The sequence below is a fragment of the Geminicoccus harenae genome (assembly GCF_019800005.1).
GTDB lineage: Bacteria > Pseudomonadota > Alphaproteobacteria > Geminicoccales > Geminicoccaceae > Geminicoccus > Geminicoccus harenae.
In genome coordinates, this window is sequence record NZ_JABGCL010000008.1 from 13,431 (window position 1) to 28,577 (window position 15,147).

Consider the following 15,147-nt stretch of genomic DNA (forward strand, 5'->3'; position numbering starts at 1 on the left):
TGGATAGACGAACGGCCGAGCCTTGCCTATCTGCGCACCGGAATGAACCAGCTTCGCAAGGATGCGGCGGCCATCTGGGGCAAGCTCATCGGAGTAGCCATCGGCTTCATGATCGGACAGTGGATAGGCGCAGTTCTGGGCGGCATCGCCGGCCATGCCTTCGACCAGTGGCGCCGCGAGCGCCGGCAGGTGCGGGCGGAGCGGGCGGCCGCGGGTGATCCCGCCTATGTCGACCTGGACGCGATCCTGGAGACCCGGCAGGTGGCGTTCGCCACCGCGATCGTGGTGCTGGCGGCCAAGCTCGCCAAGGTCGACGGCCAGGTGAACCGCGACGAGATCCTGGCGTTCCGCCGGATCTTCGACATCTCGGACGCCGATGTCGGCGACGTGGCGGCGATCTACAACGAGGCCAAGCAGAGCCCGGACGGGTTCGAGGCGGCGGCGCGCCAGGTGGCCGCGGTGTTCGGCACCGAGCGGGTCGTGCTCGAGGAACTGCTGTGCGGCCTGTTCGAGGTCGCGGTGGCGGACGCGGCGATCGACGAGAACGAGCTGCGCTTCTTGCGCCAGGTCGGCGCCATCTTCGGCTTCGGGCCGTTCCAGTTCGAGGCGATCCGCGCGCGCTACATGTATACCTGGGAACCCAGGCGGCCGCGCCCGCCGGAAGCGGCCGCGGTCGACCATTATACCGTGCTGGGCCTGTCGCGCACCGCCAGCAATGACGAGATCAAGCTCGCCTGGCGGGCACTGGTGCGCGAGCACCATCCCGACCGGCTGGTGGCCCAGGGCCTGCCCCCGGAGTTCGTGGAGAAGGCCAGCCGGCGCCTGGCCGCGATCAATGCGGCATACGATCGGGTCGCCGCCGAGCGCGGGATACGCTGAAGCCCTTGTGGCTCACGCGCCGCTGCGGCATTTCCTGGAGGATAGTTCCGGGAGCATACAACCGCAGATGTCGGCTGAATTTACTCCGATCACCGCCACCGTCGCCCCTGCCACGCCCAGCCTTCTGGCGGTCCTACCCAATGGCGAGGCGGTGCGGGCCCAGGCGGTGCGCGCGGTCCTGATCGAGGAGCTGGTGGGCCTCCATGGCCAGGAGGAGCCGCGCTTCAAGGTGGTGGTCGAGCTGGACGATGGCGGGCGGCGGGTGGTCGCAGCCGACCTTTCGGCCCAGGACGCCACCGACACGGCCCGCCGCACCGGCCGGCTGGTGAACGACGTGCTGCGCAGCGCATGAGACTGCGCGGGCTGGTGGCGCGCTGGAAGGGGGGCAGCGAGGCAGGGGCGGCGCCGGTCGCGGCCGTGCCGGCAGAAGCCGCCGCCGCGGAGCCGGTCGCCTTGCCGCCGCACGCCGACCGGCCGCCGGCCGAGAAGCCGCCGAACGAGAAGACGGCTGGCGAGAAGCCGCTCAACGAGAAGCCGGGAAGCGAGAAGCTGTCCGGGCCGCAGACGGTGCTGGTCACCGTGCTGGGGCTGGAAGGTCAGGCCCTGGCGGAGACGGTGCAGACCGTGATGACCGAATGCCGGCGCACCCATACCAAGCCGCTGTTCGTGACCGACGGCACCGACTTCGCGCCCCTGCGCGCGCAGCGGGCCCTGTTCGAGCAGGTGATCGACCCCGACATCTGCCGCCATCGCCGGCCGGGGCTCGACTGGGGGGCCTATGCGCTGGAGCAGTACCGCCTGATCGGCCGCAAGTGGAAGCCGGTGACCACCATCGCGTTCGGTCGCCCGGCCGACCCCGACGCGCTGGCGGCGGTGGCCGAGGGCCGGCGCGAGAAGCTGTAGGCCTTCAGCCGACCAGCGGAGCGGAGTGCGGGGCCAGGTGGGGCAGGTGCGGCGGGCCGGTCTCGGCGTCGCGCAGGGCGGCCTGCTCCTCGACCAGCCGGGCGATCGCGGCACCGCCGTCGGTGGGCGGCAGGTGCCGGACCCGCTCGCGCATCCGGGCCGCCACCTCCGGCGCCTGCAGGGCATGGAGCGCCCAGCGCAGCCGGTCCTGCTGGTGGACGCGCACGGCGACCCCCAGACCCGCCCGCTCGGCCCAGGCGGCGCGCGCCTCCTGCTCGTCCATGGACGGGTTTTCGTTCGGCACGAAGATCGTGGGGATGCCGATCGAGATCAGCTCGTGGAAGGAATTGTAGCCGGCGGCACTGACCGCGAGGTCGAAGGCGCGGAACAGCCGGGCCATCGGGAAGCCGGACAGGGTGCTAGCACCAGGCAGGCGCTCGGTCGGCTGGTTCTCGCTGATCAGCCACTCGGCCTCGACCAGCACCACGCCCGCCTGCTCGCCCAAGGACGCGGCCAGGGTCTGGCGGACGCGGCGGTAGTCAAAATTGTTCTGCGAGCCCAGCAGCACCAGGACGGCCAGGGCGTCGGGGGCAATGCCGAGCTCGGCGCGCGCTTCTGCCCGGTCCAGGATCTCGTCGTCGTCCAGCAGGGTCACCGGGGGGACGCGGACGACCTGGCCGCCGCGGGTCCGGGTGAGGCCGCGATCGGCTTCGGTCGCGAACTCGCCGGGCTCGATCACCAGGTCGAAGCTGACGGCCCGCTCGATCGCGGCCTTGCCGGCATCGGGTCGCCACAGGCCGCGCCGGAGCCAGACGAACCGCCGCTCGGGGCAGTGCCGGCGCAGCTCGGTGAGCGCCGCATAGGGCATGTTGCCGTCGAACAGCAGCACGCGCGGGTCGTAGAAGCCGATCATCGCCTGGAGGCGGGCGAGCAGGCCGCGATTCCAGTAGTCGGCGTCGCCGCCGTAATAGCTGTGATAGGGCAAATACTCGCCGTGGAACCCGTACTGGCCGACCACGCCCACGGCCTGCGACATGGTAAGGAAGACGGGCTCGATGGCGGGGGGCAGCCGGCGCGCCACGGCGAGCAGCCGGGTCAGGTGGCCCATGCCGATCCCGTTGGGCGAGAGCATCAGCACGCGGCGGGGCGACCGGATCCGGGCGGGGTCGATGCGCCGGGGGCGGGCGAGGTCCGGGGCCAGGGTCAGGAGCCGTGCGGCCAGGATCGCAGGGTCGGCGGATTCCCTGACGAAGGCCCGGGCCCGCTCCGCGCGGGCCTGGCGGTCCGCACCTGGCTCGCGGAAGGTGCCGGTGTGGAAGCTCGCTCCATCCTCCGGCCAGCCGGCCAGCTCGGCCGGCAGGGACAAGGGCACGCCGGCGGCCGCGGCCTCGACCAGCTCGGCGGTGACCGGCTGGGGCTGGCCCGGCCAGCCGGCCAGGTGCCAGACGTCCAGCCGCGCCAGGAAGGCATCGACCGGCTCGGCCTCGGCGGGGATCAGGCGCAGCTCGGGCAAGGGCCGGTCGATCCGCCGGCGGAGCAGGGCCAAAGGTGGCGCCAGCAGTTCCACCGACCAGGGTGCTCTTGCCGGATAGGCCCGGGCAAAGCCGTCCTCATCCATGGGCCAGGCGGCGTTGCCCTGCCCGCCATGGCGGCCGATCACGGTGGGCCGCCGCGTCCAGGCCGGGTGGGGTGTCGTGCCGACCGGAGGGGCCGGCGGCAGCCAGGGCTCGCTGTCCAGGCCCAGGGCGGCGGCGATGCTCCGGTCCACCGCGACTTCGTGCAGGGCGGCATGCTCCGCCAAGGCGGCGAAGCGGTGGCGCAGGGCGGCCAGCAGCTCCCGGTCGGGGCGGCCGTCCCGCCAGGGGAGCTGGTCGAAGCGCAGGATGGCGTGGTCGGCGCGGATCCGGGGCGGGCGGTCGATCCGGGCCAGGAGGGGGGCCAGGTGCCAGGCCAGGAGGATGCGGCTGCTGACCGGCCGGTCGGCGTCGACCAGGACGAGCTGCCGCGCGGCGAGGCTGGCGGCAAGCGGCGGGGCGATGGGGCGGCCGGGCAGGAACAGGCCGGAGCGGATGCCTAGAAGGCCGATCCGCCAGCCCCGGGCCGCCAGCCGGTCGACCAAGCGGACCAGGGCGCGCGCCTCGGCGTCGGGCAGGCGCGGATCGAGCAGCAGGAGGAGTTCGAGGTCGGTCAATGCAGCATCCTGCAAGCAGCAGCCGGGGATGGCTCAGGCGGTTTCCGGCAGGTGCCGGTGCAAAGGTGGACTTGCGGCGGCTGCGGCAGCGCGTAGCCTGTCGGCCTGCCGGTGGACGAGCTGATGACCCATGACCTGATCTTCTTTCCCGATTATCGCGCGGCCAATCCCTACCAGGAACTGCTCTACCGGCAGCTCGCCCACCTGCATCCGCGGGCGGGCACGATCGACGACGCGCTGCGGCTGCTCGACCATGCCCCGCCCGGGCGGCAGGTCGTGTTCCACCTGCACTGGGAGGACGTGCTGCACCGCCATCTGGCCGATCCGGCCGATGCGGCGACCGCGGTCCACCAGTTCCTGGCCAAGGTCGAGGATTTCACCGGGCGCGGCGGCACGCTGTTCTGGACGGTGCACAACCAGGGCTCGCATGTCGGCAGCCACCCGGAGCTGGACCGGACCCTGCGCCAGGCGCTGGCGAAGCTGGCCGACCGGGTCCATGTCCATTCGCTGGCCGCCTTGCGCGCGATCCGGGCCGAGCTGGAGTTGGCGCCGGCCCAGCCCGTGGTGCTGCCGCACGGCAACTACCGCCCGATCCACGACCCGCGCAGCACCGATCGGGACACGGCCAGGACCCGCCAGGGCTTTGCCGGCGGCGACCTCGTCCTGCTCCTGTTCGGCCGGCTCGACGCCTACAAGGGGGCGGGGGCACTGCTGGCCGCGTTCGCCGAAGGGCCGGTCTGCCTGCGCCTCGTGATCGCGGGCAAGCAGATCGTGCCGCTGGACGCGGCCCTGGCCGCCCTGCCGGCATCGGTGCAGGCACGGATCACCGTGCACGACCGGTTCGTGCCGGCAGCCGAGACCGACCGGCTCCTGGCCGCGGCGGATGCGGTGGTGCTGCCCTACCGGGCGATCCTGACCTCGGGCACGCTGATGCTGGCGCTGGGCTTCGGCCGGCCGGTGATCGCGCCGGACCTGCCGGCCCTGGCCGAGATCGTCCAGGACGGGCGGGAGGCACTGCTCTACCCCGGCCACCGGCCGGACGGGCTGCCGGAGGCGCTGCTGCGGCTGGTCGAGCTGGACCCTGCCGCCCATGCCGCGATGGCCAAGGCGGCGGCCGCCACGGCGGATCTTTATGACTGGCGCTGGATCGGCCGGCAGATGGGGGCCGCGATCATGGATGCGGCGATGCACGGGCGAGCGGTCCGGCGGCCGGTGCAGCTCAGCGTGCCCGCGGCAGTCCCTGCGTGACCAGGCGCTCGAACTGGCCGGTCGGCAGGCAGGTGGTGCCCTTGTCGAACGCGCCGGTCTCGCCGGAGCGGAAGTCGATGAGCGACACTTCGCGGGCCCCGTCGGGCGCGATGATGGTCCGGGTGACCACATAGGTGGCAAGGCCGGTGATCCGGGAGCCGCCCTTGGTCTCGGTGACCGTCACACCCAGCATGCCGTCCAGCGTGACCTCGCGGCGCATCACATATTCCTGGTCGTCGCGCCGCACCGTGATGGTCGCGTCCTCGGCGGCACCGCCCACCCGCAGCGGCGAGGCGCGCTGGCCCTGCTCGAAGCTGAAGATCCAGCCGCAGTCGATCCAGGGTGTTGCCCGCCCGGCATAGGTGGCGGCGACCGCCAGCGGGTCGTCCGTGTCGAGCAGCCGCAGCCCGGCGCGCTCCAGATTGGCGCGGATCCGGTTGCGGACGGTTTCCGGGGCCAGCGCCACGGTCAGGTCGATCGGCTGGGACGGCCGGCCGGCGGGCTTCACATAGGTCAGGACCTTGGGCCGCTCCTGGGCCTGGGCCGGCATGGCGAGCGGTGCCAGCAATGCTGCCAGCATCCAGAGCCGTCGACCTCGCATCCGCACCCCTCGTCTCCCCTGCCGGCCGCCACCTGCCTTGGTACTGCCTGCCAGGCTACCTGCTTTCCTGGTGCCAGCCGCCAAAAAGAACCCGTTGCCTCAATAGAGATCCGCGGTGGTGAGCGCACTCGATAGCCCCGGGCCGGCCGCCGGCCCGGGAAGATCATCCTCCAGGGCGGCCAGACCCAGCTTGCTGTACTCGACGAGCCGGCGGAAGGCCTGATTGGCGAACCGGCCGACCGGATAGGCCTCCAGGTAGCTCTGATAGGCGGCCGGCGTGTCGGCCGCCTTCACGTCCAGCCAGAGCGCGTCCTCCGGCGAGAGCTCGATGCTGCTGTCCTGCGCCTGTGCCTCCGGATGGAGGTAGGTGGCACCGCCCGTTGCCAGGACCCCGATCAGCAGCGCACGGATCGCCGAATAATAGAGCTTGATGCGCTTCACGAGGCTGGGTTCCGCTGGAGGTTCTGGCCGGGGACGCCAGCAACTCTTCGCACAGCCTGATCAGGGGTCAAGACACATGAACAGTTGGTAAGGATGGTGCTGCCATTATGCATACCTGAAGGTGGTCAAGCACCGAGCAGATCGGCCAGCGTATGCGCGATCACCCGGGTCGCCGCATGAAGGTCCGCGAGCGCCAGCCGCTCGTCGGCGCGATGGGCGTTGGCTTCCAGCAGGTCGCGCGGCCCGGCACCGTACAGGACGCAGGGGATGCCGGCTTCCGAATAGTGCCGGCCGTCCGTGTAGAGGGGGATGCCCTGGGCGGTCACCGGCATGTCCAGGATCTCGCTGGCCCGCGCGGTGAGCCGCTCGACCAGCCGGGCAGCACCGGGCAGCTGGGTCAGCGGGCGGGCCAGCAGGATCTGGCGGATCCGCACGCTGACGCCCGGGAACTTCGCCACCGCGGTCTCGATCAGCTTGCGCAGCTCGGCCTCGACGTCCTCCGGCCGTTCCTCCGGGATCATCCGCCGGTCCAGGCGCATGACGATCCGGTCCGGCACCACGTTGGTGTTGATCCCGCCCGAGATCAGCCCGACCACCAGCGTCGGGCTGGTGATCCCCTTCACCTTGGAGCGGCGGGTCTGCAGGGTGCGCCGCGCGGCATAGAGCGCCGTCAGGACGCCGTTGGCCGCTTCCAGCGCGTCGAAGCCGGTGTCCGGCCGGGCCGCGTGGGCGGAGCGGCCCAGCAGCTCGACCTCCAGATGGAGGCAGCCATTATGGGCGGTGACCACCGAATAGGCGAAGCCGGCCCCGATCGCGAGGTCCGGGCGGCTGAGCCCGGTCTCCAGCAGGCGCTTGGGACCCAGGTTGCCGCCGGCTTCCTCGTCATAGGTCAGATGCAGCTCGACCGTGCCGGACAGGCGGTCGGCCACCCCGTCCAGGGCCAGCAGCGCGAAGGTGTAGGTGGCGAAGTCGGACTTGGAGACGGCCACACCCCGGCCGTACATCATCCCGTTCTCGATCTCGGCGCCATAGGGGTCGTGGCCCCAGCCCTCGCCCGGCGGCACGACGTCGCCATGGGCATTCAGCGCAATGGTCGGCCCGTCGCTGCCGAACCGGCGCCGCACGATCAGGTTGGTGATGGACACCATGCCCTGGGCCTCGACCAGCGTGGCCGGCACCACGTCGGTCTCGACCTCCAGGCCCAGCTCTTCCAGCAGTTCCTTGGCCCGGGCGGCATGCGGGGCGCAGTCGCCATGCGGGTTGTCGGAGGGGACCTTCACGAGCTCGGCCAAGAAGCGCTCGGCCTGCTCCTGACGGCTGGCGAGGAACGCGTCGATGGCGTCGGCGGTCTGGCTCATGGTTTGGCTTTCGGCAGGGCTAGGAGGCGCAGCGCGCGCAGGAGGACGCGCAGGGCCAAGTCGGCATCCGGCAGGGTCATGCTTTCCAGAGGATTGTGGCTGATGCCGCCCCCGCAGCGCACGAACAGCATGGCCGTGGGGCAGATGGCGGCCATGGCCATGGCGTCGTGGCCGGCACCGCTGGGGAGGTATTTCACCGGGACACCCTCCGCACGCATCGCCTGGGCCAGGACCCGCTGCAGGCGGGGCGCGCAGACATTGGCCGGCTGGTCGTGCTCGCGGGCGACGGTGCAGCCGAGGCCGCGGGCTGCGGCAATCCCGTGGATCGCCTGGACCAGCTCCGCCACGGCCTGGCCGCGCACGAGGTCGCTGGGCGAGCGGATGTCCAGGGTCAGCATCGCCCGGCCGGGGATGACGTTCACCGCACCCGGCAGGACCTCCAGCCGGCCGACCGTGCCCACCAGGTCCGGCGCGGCACTGCAGCGCCGCTCGACCAGGAGGGCGATCTCGGCGGCACCGGCCAGGGCATCCCGCCGGTGGCCCATCGGCACGGTGCCGGCATGGCCAGCCATCCCGTCCAGCACCACGGCCAGGCGCGACTGGCCCTGGATGGCGGTGACGATCCCGAGCGGGCGGTCCTCGGCCTCGAGCACCGGGCCCTGCTCGATATGGACCTCCAGGAAGGCGCGCAGGGAGCCCGGCGGGTAGGCGACGCTCGCCAGGGCATCGGGATCGCCGCCGAACGCCCGCAGCGCCGCCCCGACCGTGACGCCCGCCCCGTCCGGCAGCTCCAGCACGCCCGGATCGAGCGTGCCGCAGATCGCCTTGGAGCCCAGGAAGGTCGTGGGAAAGCGCACGCCCTCCTCGTCGCAGAACGCCACCACCTCCACCGGGAACGGCAGGCGCTCGCCACCATCATGCAGTGCCGCCACCACCTGCACGCCGGCCAGCACGCCGAGTGCACCGTCATAGCGGCCGGCATCCACCACCGTGTCGAGATGCGAACCGATGAGCACGACCGGCGCTGCGGGATCCTCTCCCTCGTAGCGGCCGATCAGGTTGCCGATCGCATCGACCCGCGTTGCCATCCCGGCTGCCTGCATCCAGCCGGCGACCAGCTCGATCGCCTGGCGGTGCGCAGCCGTATACGGCTGCCGGTTCAGCCGGCCGGGATCGGTGGAGACCCGGCCGAGTTCGTCCAGCCGGGCCATCAGCGTGCGGGCGTCCGAAGAAATGTCGGGCGGGCTGCCGGTCATGCGGGCGGGTGCCGGTCGAGCCAGTGCTCGGCGATGTCGATGCGGCGGGTGATCCAGACCTGCTCGTGGCCCTGGACATAGTCGAGGAAGCGGGCCAGGGCGGCGGCGCGGCCGGGCCGGCCGGCCAGCCGGCAGTGGAGGCCCACCGAGAGCATCTTGGGCGAGCCGGCCCTTCCCTCCTCGTAGAGCACGTCGAAGCTGTCCTTCAGGTAGCTGAAGAACTGGTCCCCTGAGTTGAAGCCCTGGCTGGTCGCAAAGCGCATGTCGTTGGCATCCAGCGTGTAGGGCACCACGAGCTGGTCGTGCCGCCCGACCTTCACGTAATAGGGCAGGTCGTCAGCATAGGAATCCGCGTAATAGTCGAAGCCGCCCTCGGCGCAGACCAGATTCAGCGTGTTCGGGCTGCAGCGGCCGAGATACCAGCCGCGCGGCCGGCTGCCGGTCACGGCGGCATGGACGTCGATCGCCAGGCGCAGGTGCTCGCGCTCGATCTCGAGCGGCACGTGCTGGTAGTCGATCCAGCGATAGCCGTGGGTGGCGATCTCCCAGCCGGCCTCCTTCATGGCGGCGACGGCCTCGGGGTGGCGCGAGAGCGCCATGGCCACGCCATAGACGGTGAGCGGCAGGTCGCGCTCGGTGAACATGCGGAACAGCCGCCAGAACCCGGCGCGCGAACCGTATTCGTAGATCGATTCCATGTTCATGTGCCGCGCCCCGGCCAGGGGCGCGGCACCCACGATCTCGGACAGGAACGCCTCGGAGGCCGCGTCGCCATGGAGGATGCAGTTCTCGCCGCCTTCCTCGTAGTTGAGCACGAACTGGACGGCGATGTGGGCGCCGCCCGGCCAGTCGGCAAACGGCACCGAGCGGCCATAGCCCACCATGTCGCGCGGGTAGAGGTTCAAGGCGGCCCCCTGCAGGATGGCGTCGAAGCGCTGCCTTCTTAGCCGGAAGCCCGCAACACCCAAAAGGGGCGATCGACATTGCCTCCCGGCCGGGCCGGGGCCAATCTCCCCGCCGGCCAGGACGGCCGGGACCATGCGGGAGGCATCGGGTGGAGTGCCGGAAGGTGGCGTCGTGACGGAGCTGGAGCCCAGGAGCTTCCTGCGCGGCCTGTTCGAGCAGGCGGTGCGCGCGGCCGACCCGCTGTTTGCCGTGCCGCCCTTTCTGCCGGAGCCGCCTAAGGGGCGCACCGTGGTGGTGGGCCTGGGCAAGGCCGCCGCCGTGATGGCCCAGGCGGTGGAGCGGCACTGGCCGGGCCCGCTCGAAGGCGTGGTGGTCACGCGCGACGGGCACGAGGCGCCGACCGAGCGGATCGAGGTCCTGTCCGCTTCCCACCCGGTGCCGGACGAGCGTTCCGAGGCGGGTGCGAAGCGTCTGCTGGCGGCGGTGGAGGGGCTGGGGCCGGACGACCTGGTGCTGTGCCTGGTGTCGGGCGGCGGCTCCGCCTTGTGCGCCCTGCCGGCACCCGGGCTGACGCTCGCCGACAAGATCGCGGTGAACCGCGCGCTGCTCCATTCGGGCGCCTCGATCGACGAGATGAACTGCGTCCGCAAGCATCTCTCGGGCTTCAAGGGCGGTCGGCTGGCGAAGGCGGCGGCACCGGCGAGGGTGGTGGCCTTGCTGATCTCCGACGTGCCGGGCGACGATCCGGCGGTGATCGCATCGGGGCCCACCGTGCCCGATCCCACCAGCTTCGCCGGCGCGCTGGCGCTGGTGCGCCGCTACCGGCTGGACCTGCCCGATGCGGTGCGCCGCCATCTGGAGGCAGGGGCGGAGGAAACGCCCAAGCCTGGTGACCCGATCTTCCAGCGGGTGGAGAACCGCCTGATCGCGGCCCCGCAGCGCTCCCTGGAGCAGGCGGCCAGCTTCGCGCGCAGCCAGGGCATCCGGCCCCTGCTGCTGGGCGATGCGCTGGAAGGGGAGTCGCGCGAGGTCGGCCGGGTGATGGCCGGGATCGCCCGCTCGGTGCGCCGCCACGGCGAGCCCTGCCCTGCCCCCTGCGTGCTCCTGTCCGGCGGCGAGACCACGGTGACCGTGCGCGGCCAGGGCCGTGGCGGGCGCAATGTCGAGTTCCTCTTGGGCCTGGCGGTGGCGCTGGGCGGCGAGCGGGACGTCTGGGCGATCGCCGGCGACACGGACGGGATCGACGGCGCCGAGGAGGTGGCGGGTGCGATCGTCACCCCCGACACGCTGGCGCGCGCGCGTGCCGCAGGCCTGGATGCGCACCGGATGCTGGACGAGAACGACGCCCATCGCTTCTTCGTGGCATTGGGCGACCAGGTGGTGACCGGGCCGACGCTCACCAACGTCAACGACGTGCGGGCGATCCTGGTGCTCTGAGTTCCGGAGGAAGGCTTCGATGGATGCTTCGGTCTGGCTGGCGTTTGCGGCCGCGGCGATCACGCTGCTGATCATCCCGGGGCCGACCATCTCGCTGGTGATGTCCTATGCGTTGAGCCAGGGTCACCGGGCAGCGCTCGCGATCGTGGCCGGGGTGGCGCTGGGCGACCTCACCGCGATGAGCCTGTCGCTGCTGGGCCTGGGTGCGGTGCTGGCGGCCTCGGCGGGCCTGTTCACCCTGCTGAAATGGCTGGGCGCCGCCTACCTGGTCTATCTCGGGATCAAACTGTGGCGGGCACCGGTGGACCGGGCGGAGCCGGGGGCGGCAAGGCCGGTGGCAGCCCGGGTGATGCTGGGCCATGCGTGGCTGGTGACGGCGCTGAACCCCAAGAGCATCGTGTTCTTCGTGGCCTTCGTCCCGCAATTCGTCGACCCGGCCCGGCCCTATTTGCCCCAGGCGGCGATCCTGGTCCTGACCTTCGTCCTGCTCGCCGCCGCCAACGCCCTGGCCTATGCGCTGGCCGCCTCGTCCCTCAAAGGGACGATCCGGCGGCCCGCGGTGCAGCGCTGGATCAACCGGGCCGGGGGCTCGGTGCTGATCGGGGCCGGCGTCGCCACGGTAGCGTGGCGACGGGCGGGCTGACGGTCAGCGGGCGATCGGCTCCGGCACCGGCACGCCCAGCCGGTCGGCCCAGGGCAGCAGGGCCGGCATGATCGAGGGGTGCAGCACGGCACCCTCGGCCTCGGCCTGGCGCTTCTTGGCCATGGCGGCCTGGCCGGGCAGGCGGACGGCTGCCACGCCCGGGCGCGGCGGGCAGGCCTGGCAGGCCTGGACGATGTGGTCGACCTGGCGGCGGAAGGCCGGCAGGCCGGCGAAGGCGTCCGGGTCCACCACCTGGACCCAGACCGAGGCGCCCCAGCCCTCGCCCGGGTCGGCCCGGCCGAAGCCCGACAGGCCCTGGCTCAGCGCCTCGATGTTCAGCGCCAGGCCATAGCCCTTGTGGCCATGGTCCAGCCCGCCGGTCGGCAGGATCGTGCCGGGCGGGTCGGTGTTGAAGACCTTGGGGTCGTTGCTGGGCTGGCCGTCGGCGGTGAGCAGCCAGGGATGGTCGAAGGTCCTGCCCTCGGCGAGGAGCCGGTTGGACATGCCGTTGGTGGTGATCGAGGCGGAGGTGTCGATCAGGATCGGATCGCCCGAGGTGGGAATCCCGATGGCGTAGGGGTCGGGGGTGAACACCGCGCGCGTGCCGCCGAAGGGCGCCACCGAGGCGACGTTCGGGTCGGAGCAGGCGATCTGGATGTAGAGGCCCTGCTCGGTGGCCTTGGGCAAAAAGGTGGCGAGGCAGGCGATGTGGTGGGCGCGGCGGATCGAGACGGCACCGATGCCGGTGGCCTTGGCCATGGCGATCGCCTCGTCCACGGCGTGCGCGGTCAGCCACACGCCCGGCAGGCGGCGGCCGTCCAGGGTCAGGGCGGCCGGCTTGCGCGCCACCTCCTCCGGCTGGCCGCTCGTGGTCATCGAACCCTTCTGGGCCTCGGCGAGATAGGGCCCGGCCAGGTTCAGGCCATGGGTGGTATGGCCCATCAGGTCGGCGTCGACCAGGAGGCGCGCGGTGACCGCGGCCTTGTCCCCATCCAGCCCGACCTTCTCGAACAGGGCGGTCGCGAACGCCACCAGCGCCCCGACCTCGTACCGATCGCCCGTCACCCCGCTATCCTCCCGCTGAAGCTGGGGCCGGAACCTAGGCACTGTGCCCGCGGTGATCCAGCCCCATGCCGCGTCAGCGGACCAGGTGCGGGCCCTGGTAGCGGGCTTCCTCCCCGGCCTGGGCCGACATCACGCGCGCCTGCGCCGCCTGGATGTTCTCCTGGCGGATGTCGCGCTCGGTCATGGCGAACTTGTAGACCGTGTCCGCGATCGCCCGGCTCAGCACCAGGGTGGAGCGGCGGCTGATGTAGCGGTTGGTGTCGCAAGCCTTGTGGTAGCAGGGATCGAGCGGCTGGCCGGCGACACCGCCGAACAGCCGGGCCTGCTTCTCGGTCTTGATTGCATCGGCACCGCTGAACAGCCCGCCCACGGGAATCCCGATGGCCGAGAAGGCGGCATAGTCGGAGCGGCCGTCGGCCGGCGAATACTGGTAGGGCAGCCGGGCGCGCTGGAAATACTTGGTGAACACCTGCTCGACCACCTTGTCCGCGGCGCTGTCCGGATTGCCCTGCTGGATCAGCCAAGCGTAGTTGTGCGACGCGATCATGTCGAAGTTCAGATAGGCCAGGATCGAGGCCGCCTGCTCGTCGGGCAGGCCGGCGACATAGGCGTTGGAGCCGTGCAGCCCGTACTCCTCGGCACCCCACCAGCCGAAGCGGACCTTGTTCTTAGGCTGGACCTTCAGCTTCGCCATCTGCAGGGCGAGTTCCAGGATCGCAGCGCTGCCGCTGCCGTTGTCGTTGATGCCGGGACCCTCTGGCACCGAATCCAGGTGCGCGCCGACCATCACCACCCGGTCGGCGCGGCCGCCCGCGGTCTCGGCCACGATGTTGTAGGTCTGGCGGGTCTCGGAACGTGCCCGGACTTCCAGTTGGCCGGTTCCGCCCGCCTCGGCGAGATCGACGAGCTGCTGGCCGATCGCATAGCTGGTGGAGACCGCCGGCAGGGCTCCGGGGCTGCCGAGCGTGCCGCCGAACAGGTCGGTGCGGTCCTCCTGGCCCTCGTTGAAGATCACCACGCCCCGGTAGCCGGCGGCAGCGGCGTTCGCCACCTTGACGGCGAAGTCGCAGGTACCACGCTGGACCACGGCGATGGCCGGCGTGGCACCCGCGGGCGGGAAGTCGCTGGCCTCGCAGCCGCTGGTCGAGGAGCCGGTGGCAGGCGGCGGGATCTGGACGTCGATGGCCACCAGCCGGCCGGACGCGCTGCCCGAGCCGGACAGCTCCATGGTGAGGAAGTCGGTCTCGGCGGTGTAGCCGGTGCCGCCGGCCCGCAGGACGGGCGTGCCGATCTCCTTGAAGTAGGGATAGTCGAAGCTGCGGGTGGAGGTGCGGTAGCCGGCCGCCTCCAGCTTGCGCCGGACATAACTGACCGAGGCTGCGTAGCCGCTGGTGGAGGCGGCCCGGTTGCCGTTCCGGTAGTCGGCGATCCACTGCAGCTCGTTCATGTGGGCCACCACACCCTTGGTGGTGATGGCGCCGACCAGCCTGCTGGCGTCGGCCTCGAAGCCCGGGACCTGATGGGATGCGGCCGCGTCGGGTGCCGGCGCCAGGGCCGCCACCATGCCGAGGCCGCCGCCGGCGAGCGCGGATTTCCACTTCGATCTCATGACGTCCTCCCGGCGGGCGGGTGACGTTGCTCGTCGCACGCACCTCCCGCTGCGAGGATCGCTAACAGACTAGCTGACTACAGGCATCCCGATACTGGAGAACCGACTACGGGTTTATTGTCGCTCCCCGAGCAGAGCGAAGTTCAATGCCGGTGATGGGCGCACTGGCCATGGTCGGCCAGGACCTGGATCACCCGGCAGTCGCATACCCGGCCATGGCCGCACTCGTCGACCATGCGCTGGAGCTCCACGCGCAGCGCATCCAGCCGGGCGATGCGGCGCTCGACTTCCTGCAGGTGGCGGGAGGCGATGCTGTCGGCCTCGTGGCAGGAGCGGTTGGGCTGGGCGGTCAGGCTCAGGAGCTCGCGGATGTCGTCGACCTCGAAGCCGAGCTCGCGGGCGTGGCGGATGAAGGCCAGGCGGCGCACGTCGGCCTCGTCGTAGCGGCGGCGGTTGCCTTCGGTGCGCGGCGGGGCCGGCAGGAGGCCGATCTGCTCGTAGAAGCGGATGGTCGGCACCTTCACCTTGGTGCGCCGGGACACCTCGCCGATCGATAGCTCAAGCAAAGGGCTTGCTCCTCTAGTCGCTAGAGAAAGTAGGTTGCCCCGCA

General features: G+C 71.5%; 15 protein-coding genes. 6 read left to right on the forward strand and 9 right to left on the reverse strand.

All coding sequences use genetic code 11. The annotated features are described in order from the left end of the window. Positions 1–42: 42 nt before the first annotated feature. From HLA95_RS28915 to HLA95_RS09080, 3 genes are all read left to right on the forward strand, one after another. Positions 43–879 (forward strand): TerB family tellurite resistance protein, encoded by an 837-nt coding sequence (locus HLA95_RS28915; RefSeq protein WP_191060029.1) that lies wholly within the window; start codon positions 43–45, stop codon positions 877–879. 67 nt (positions 880–946) lie between these two features. After that, positions 947–1,231 carry a hypothetical protein gene (locus tag HLA95_RS09075; protein WP_191060028.1) on the forward strand — a complete coding sequence of 95 codons (285 nt, stop codon included), beginning with the start codon at positions 947–949 and terminating at the stop codon, positions 1,229–1,231. After that, positions 1,228–1,782: a hypothetical protein gene (locus HLA95_RS09080; protein WP_222183051.1), complete on the forward strand. Its 555-nt coding sequence runs from the start codon at positions 1,228–1,230 to the stop codon at positions 1,780–1,782. Before HLA95_RS09075 ends, HLA95_RS09080 begins: the two co-directional genes overlap by 4 nt. A gap of 4 nt (positions 1,783–1,786) precedes the next feature. On the opposite strand, the gene HLA95_RS09085 is transcribed toward HLA95_RS09080, so the two are convergent. Further along, entirely contained in the window at positions 1,787–3,973 is a 2,187-nt protein-coding gene (locus HLA95_RS09085) for a glycosyltransferase (protein ID WP_222183053.1), read from the reverse strand. A gap of 123 nt (positions 3,974–4,096) precedes the next feature. Between HLA95_RS09085 and HLA95_RS09090 the strand changes: the two genes are divergently transcribed. Continuing rightward, on the forward strand, positions 4,097–5,221 hold the full coding sequence (locus tag HLA95_RS09090) for a glycosyltransferase (protein WP_191061064.1): 1,125 nt from the start codon (positions 4,097–4,099) through the stop codon (positions 5,219–5,221). Here the strand turns inward: HLA95_RS09090 and HLA95_RS09095 are convergent. The 5 genes from HLA95_RS09095 to puuE form a co-directional block, all read right to left on the reverse strand. Next, positions 5,193–5,822, reverse strand: a complete 630-nt coding sequence (locus HLA95_RS09095; protein WP_191061065.1) for a hypothetical protein — start codon at positions 5,820–5,822, stop codon at positions 5,193–5,195. The two genes, HLA95_RS09090 and HLA95_RS09095, sit on opposite strands and share 29 nt — an antisense overlap. A gap of 99 nt (positions 5,823–5,921) precedes the next feature. After that, complete coding sequence (locus tag HLA95_RS09100; RefSeq protein WP_191061066.1) at positions 5,922–6,263, reverse strand: hypothetical protein; 342 nt, start codon at positions 6,261–6,263, stop codon at positions 5,922–5,924. Positions 6,264–6,388: 125 nt separating this feature from the next. Beyond that, positions 6,389–7,621: a M20/M25/M40 family metallo-hydrolase gene (locus HLA95_RS09105; protein WP_191061067.1), complete on the reverse strand. Its 1,233-nt coding sequence runs from the start codon at positions 7,619–7,621 to the stop codon at positions 6,389–6,391. After that, positions 7,618–8,877, reverse strand: coding sequence for an allantoate amidohydrolase (locus HLA95_RS09110; RefSeq protein ID WP_222183055.1), 1,260 nt, complete (start codon positions 8,875–8,877; stop codon positions 7,618–7,620). Before HLA95_RS09110 ends, HLA95_RS09105 begins: the two co-directional genes overlap by 4 nt. After that, on the reverse strand, positions 8,874–9,761 hold the full coding sequence (gene puuE, locus HLA95_RS09115) for an allantoinase PuuE (protein WP_191062004.1): 888 nt from the start codon (positions 9,759–9,761) through the stop codon (positions 8,874–8,876). The genes HLA95_RS09110 and puuE overlap by 4 nt, the downstream gene beginning before the upstream one ends. A 154-nt stretch (positions 9,762–9,915) precedes the next feature. On the opposite strand from puuE, the gene HLA95_RS09120 reads away from it, so the two are divergent. Together HLA95_RS09120 and HLA95_RS09125 are read left to right on the forward strand one after the other, a co-directional pair. Then, the gene (locus HLA95_RS09120) at positions 9,916–11,220 is read left to right on the forward strand and encodes a glycerate kinase type-2 family protein (RefSeq protein ID WP_222183057.1); all 1,305 of its coding nucleotides are present in this window, start codon (positions 9,916–9,918) and stop codon (positions 11,218–11,220) included. Between the two features lie 19 nt (positions 11,221–11,239). Beyond that, complete coding sequence (locus HLA95_RS09125) at positions 11,240–11,863, forward strand: LysE family translocator (RefSeq protein WP_222183059.1); 624 nt, start codon at positions 11,240–11,242, stop codon at positions 11,861–11,863. A 3-nt stretch (positions 11,864–11,866) separates the two neighbouring features. Here HLA95_RS09125 and HLA95_RS09130 read toward each other — a convergent pair whose 3' ends face one another. The 3 genes from HLA95_RS09130 to HLA95_RS09140 form a co-directional block, all read right to left on the reverse strand. Next, entirely contained in the window at positions 11,867–12,928 is a 1,062-nt protein-coding gene (locus HLA95_RS09130) for an Ldh family oxidoreductase (RefSeq protein ID WP_222183061.1), read from the reverse strand. Between the two features lie 73 nt (positions 12,929–13,001). Then, positions 13,002–14,537: a M20/M25/M40 family metallo-hydrolase gene (locus tag HLA95_RS09135; RefSeq protein WP_191061291.1), complete on the reverse strand. Its 1,536-nt coding sequence runs from the start codon at positions 14,535–14,537 to the stop codon at positions 13,002–13,004. A gap of 143 nt (positions 14,538–14,680) precedes the next feature. Next, entirely contained in the window at positions 14,681–15,103 is a 423-nt protein-coding gene (locus HLA95_RS09140; protein WP_370467479.1) for a MerR family transcriptional regulator, read from the reverse strand. Positions 15,104–15,147 lie beyond the last annotated feature (44 nt).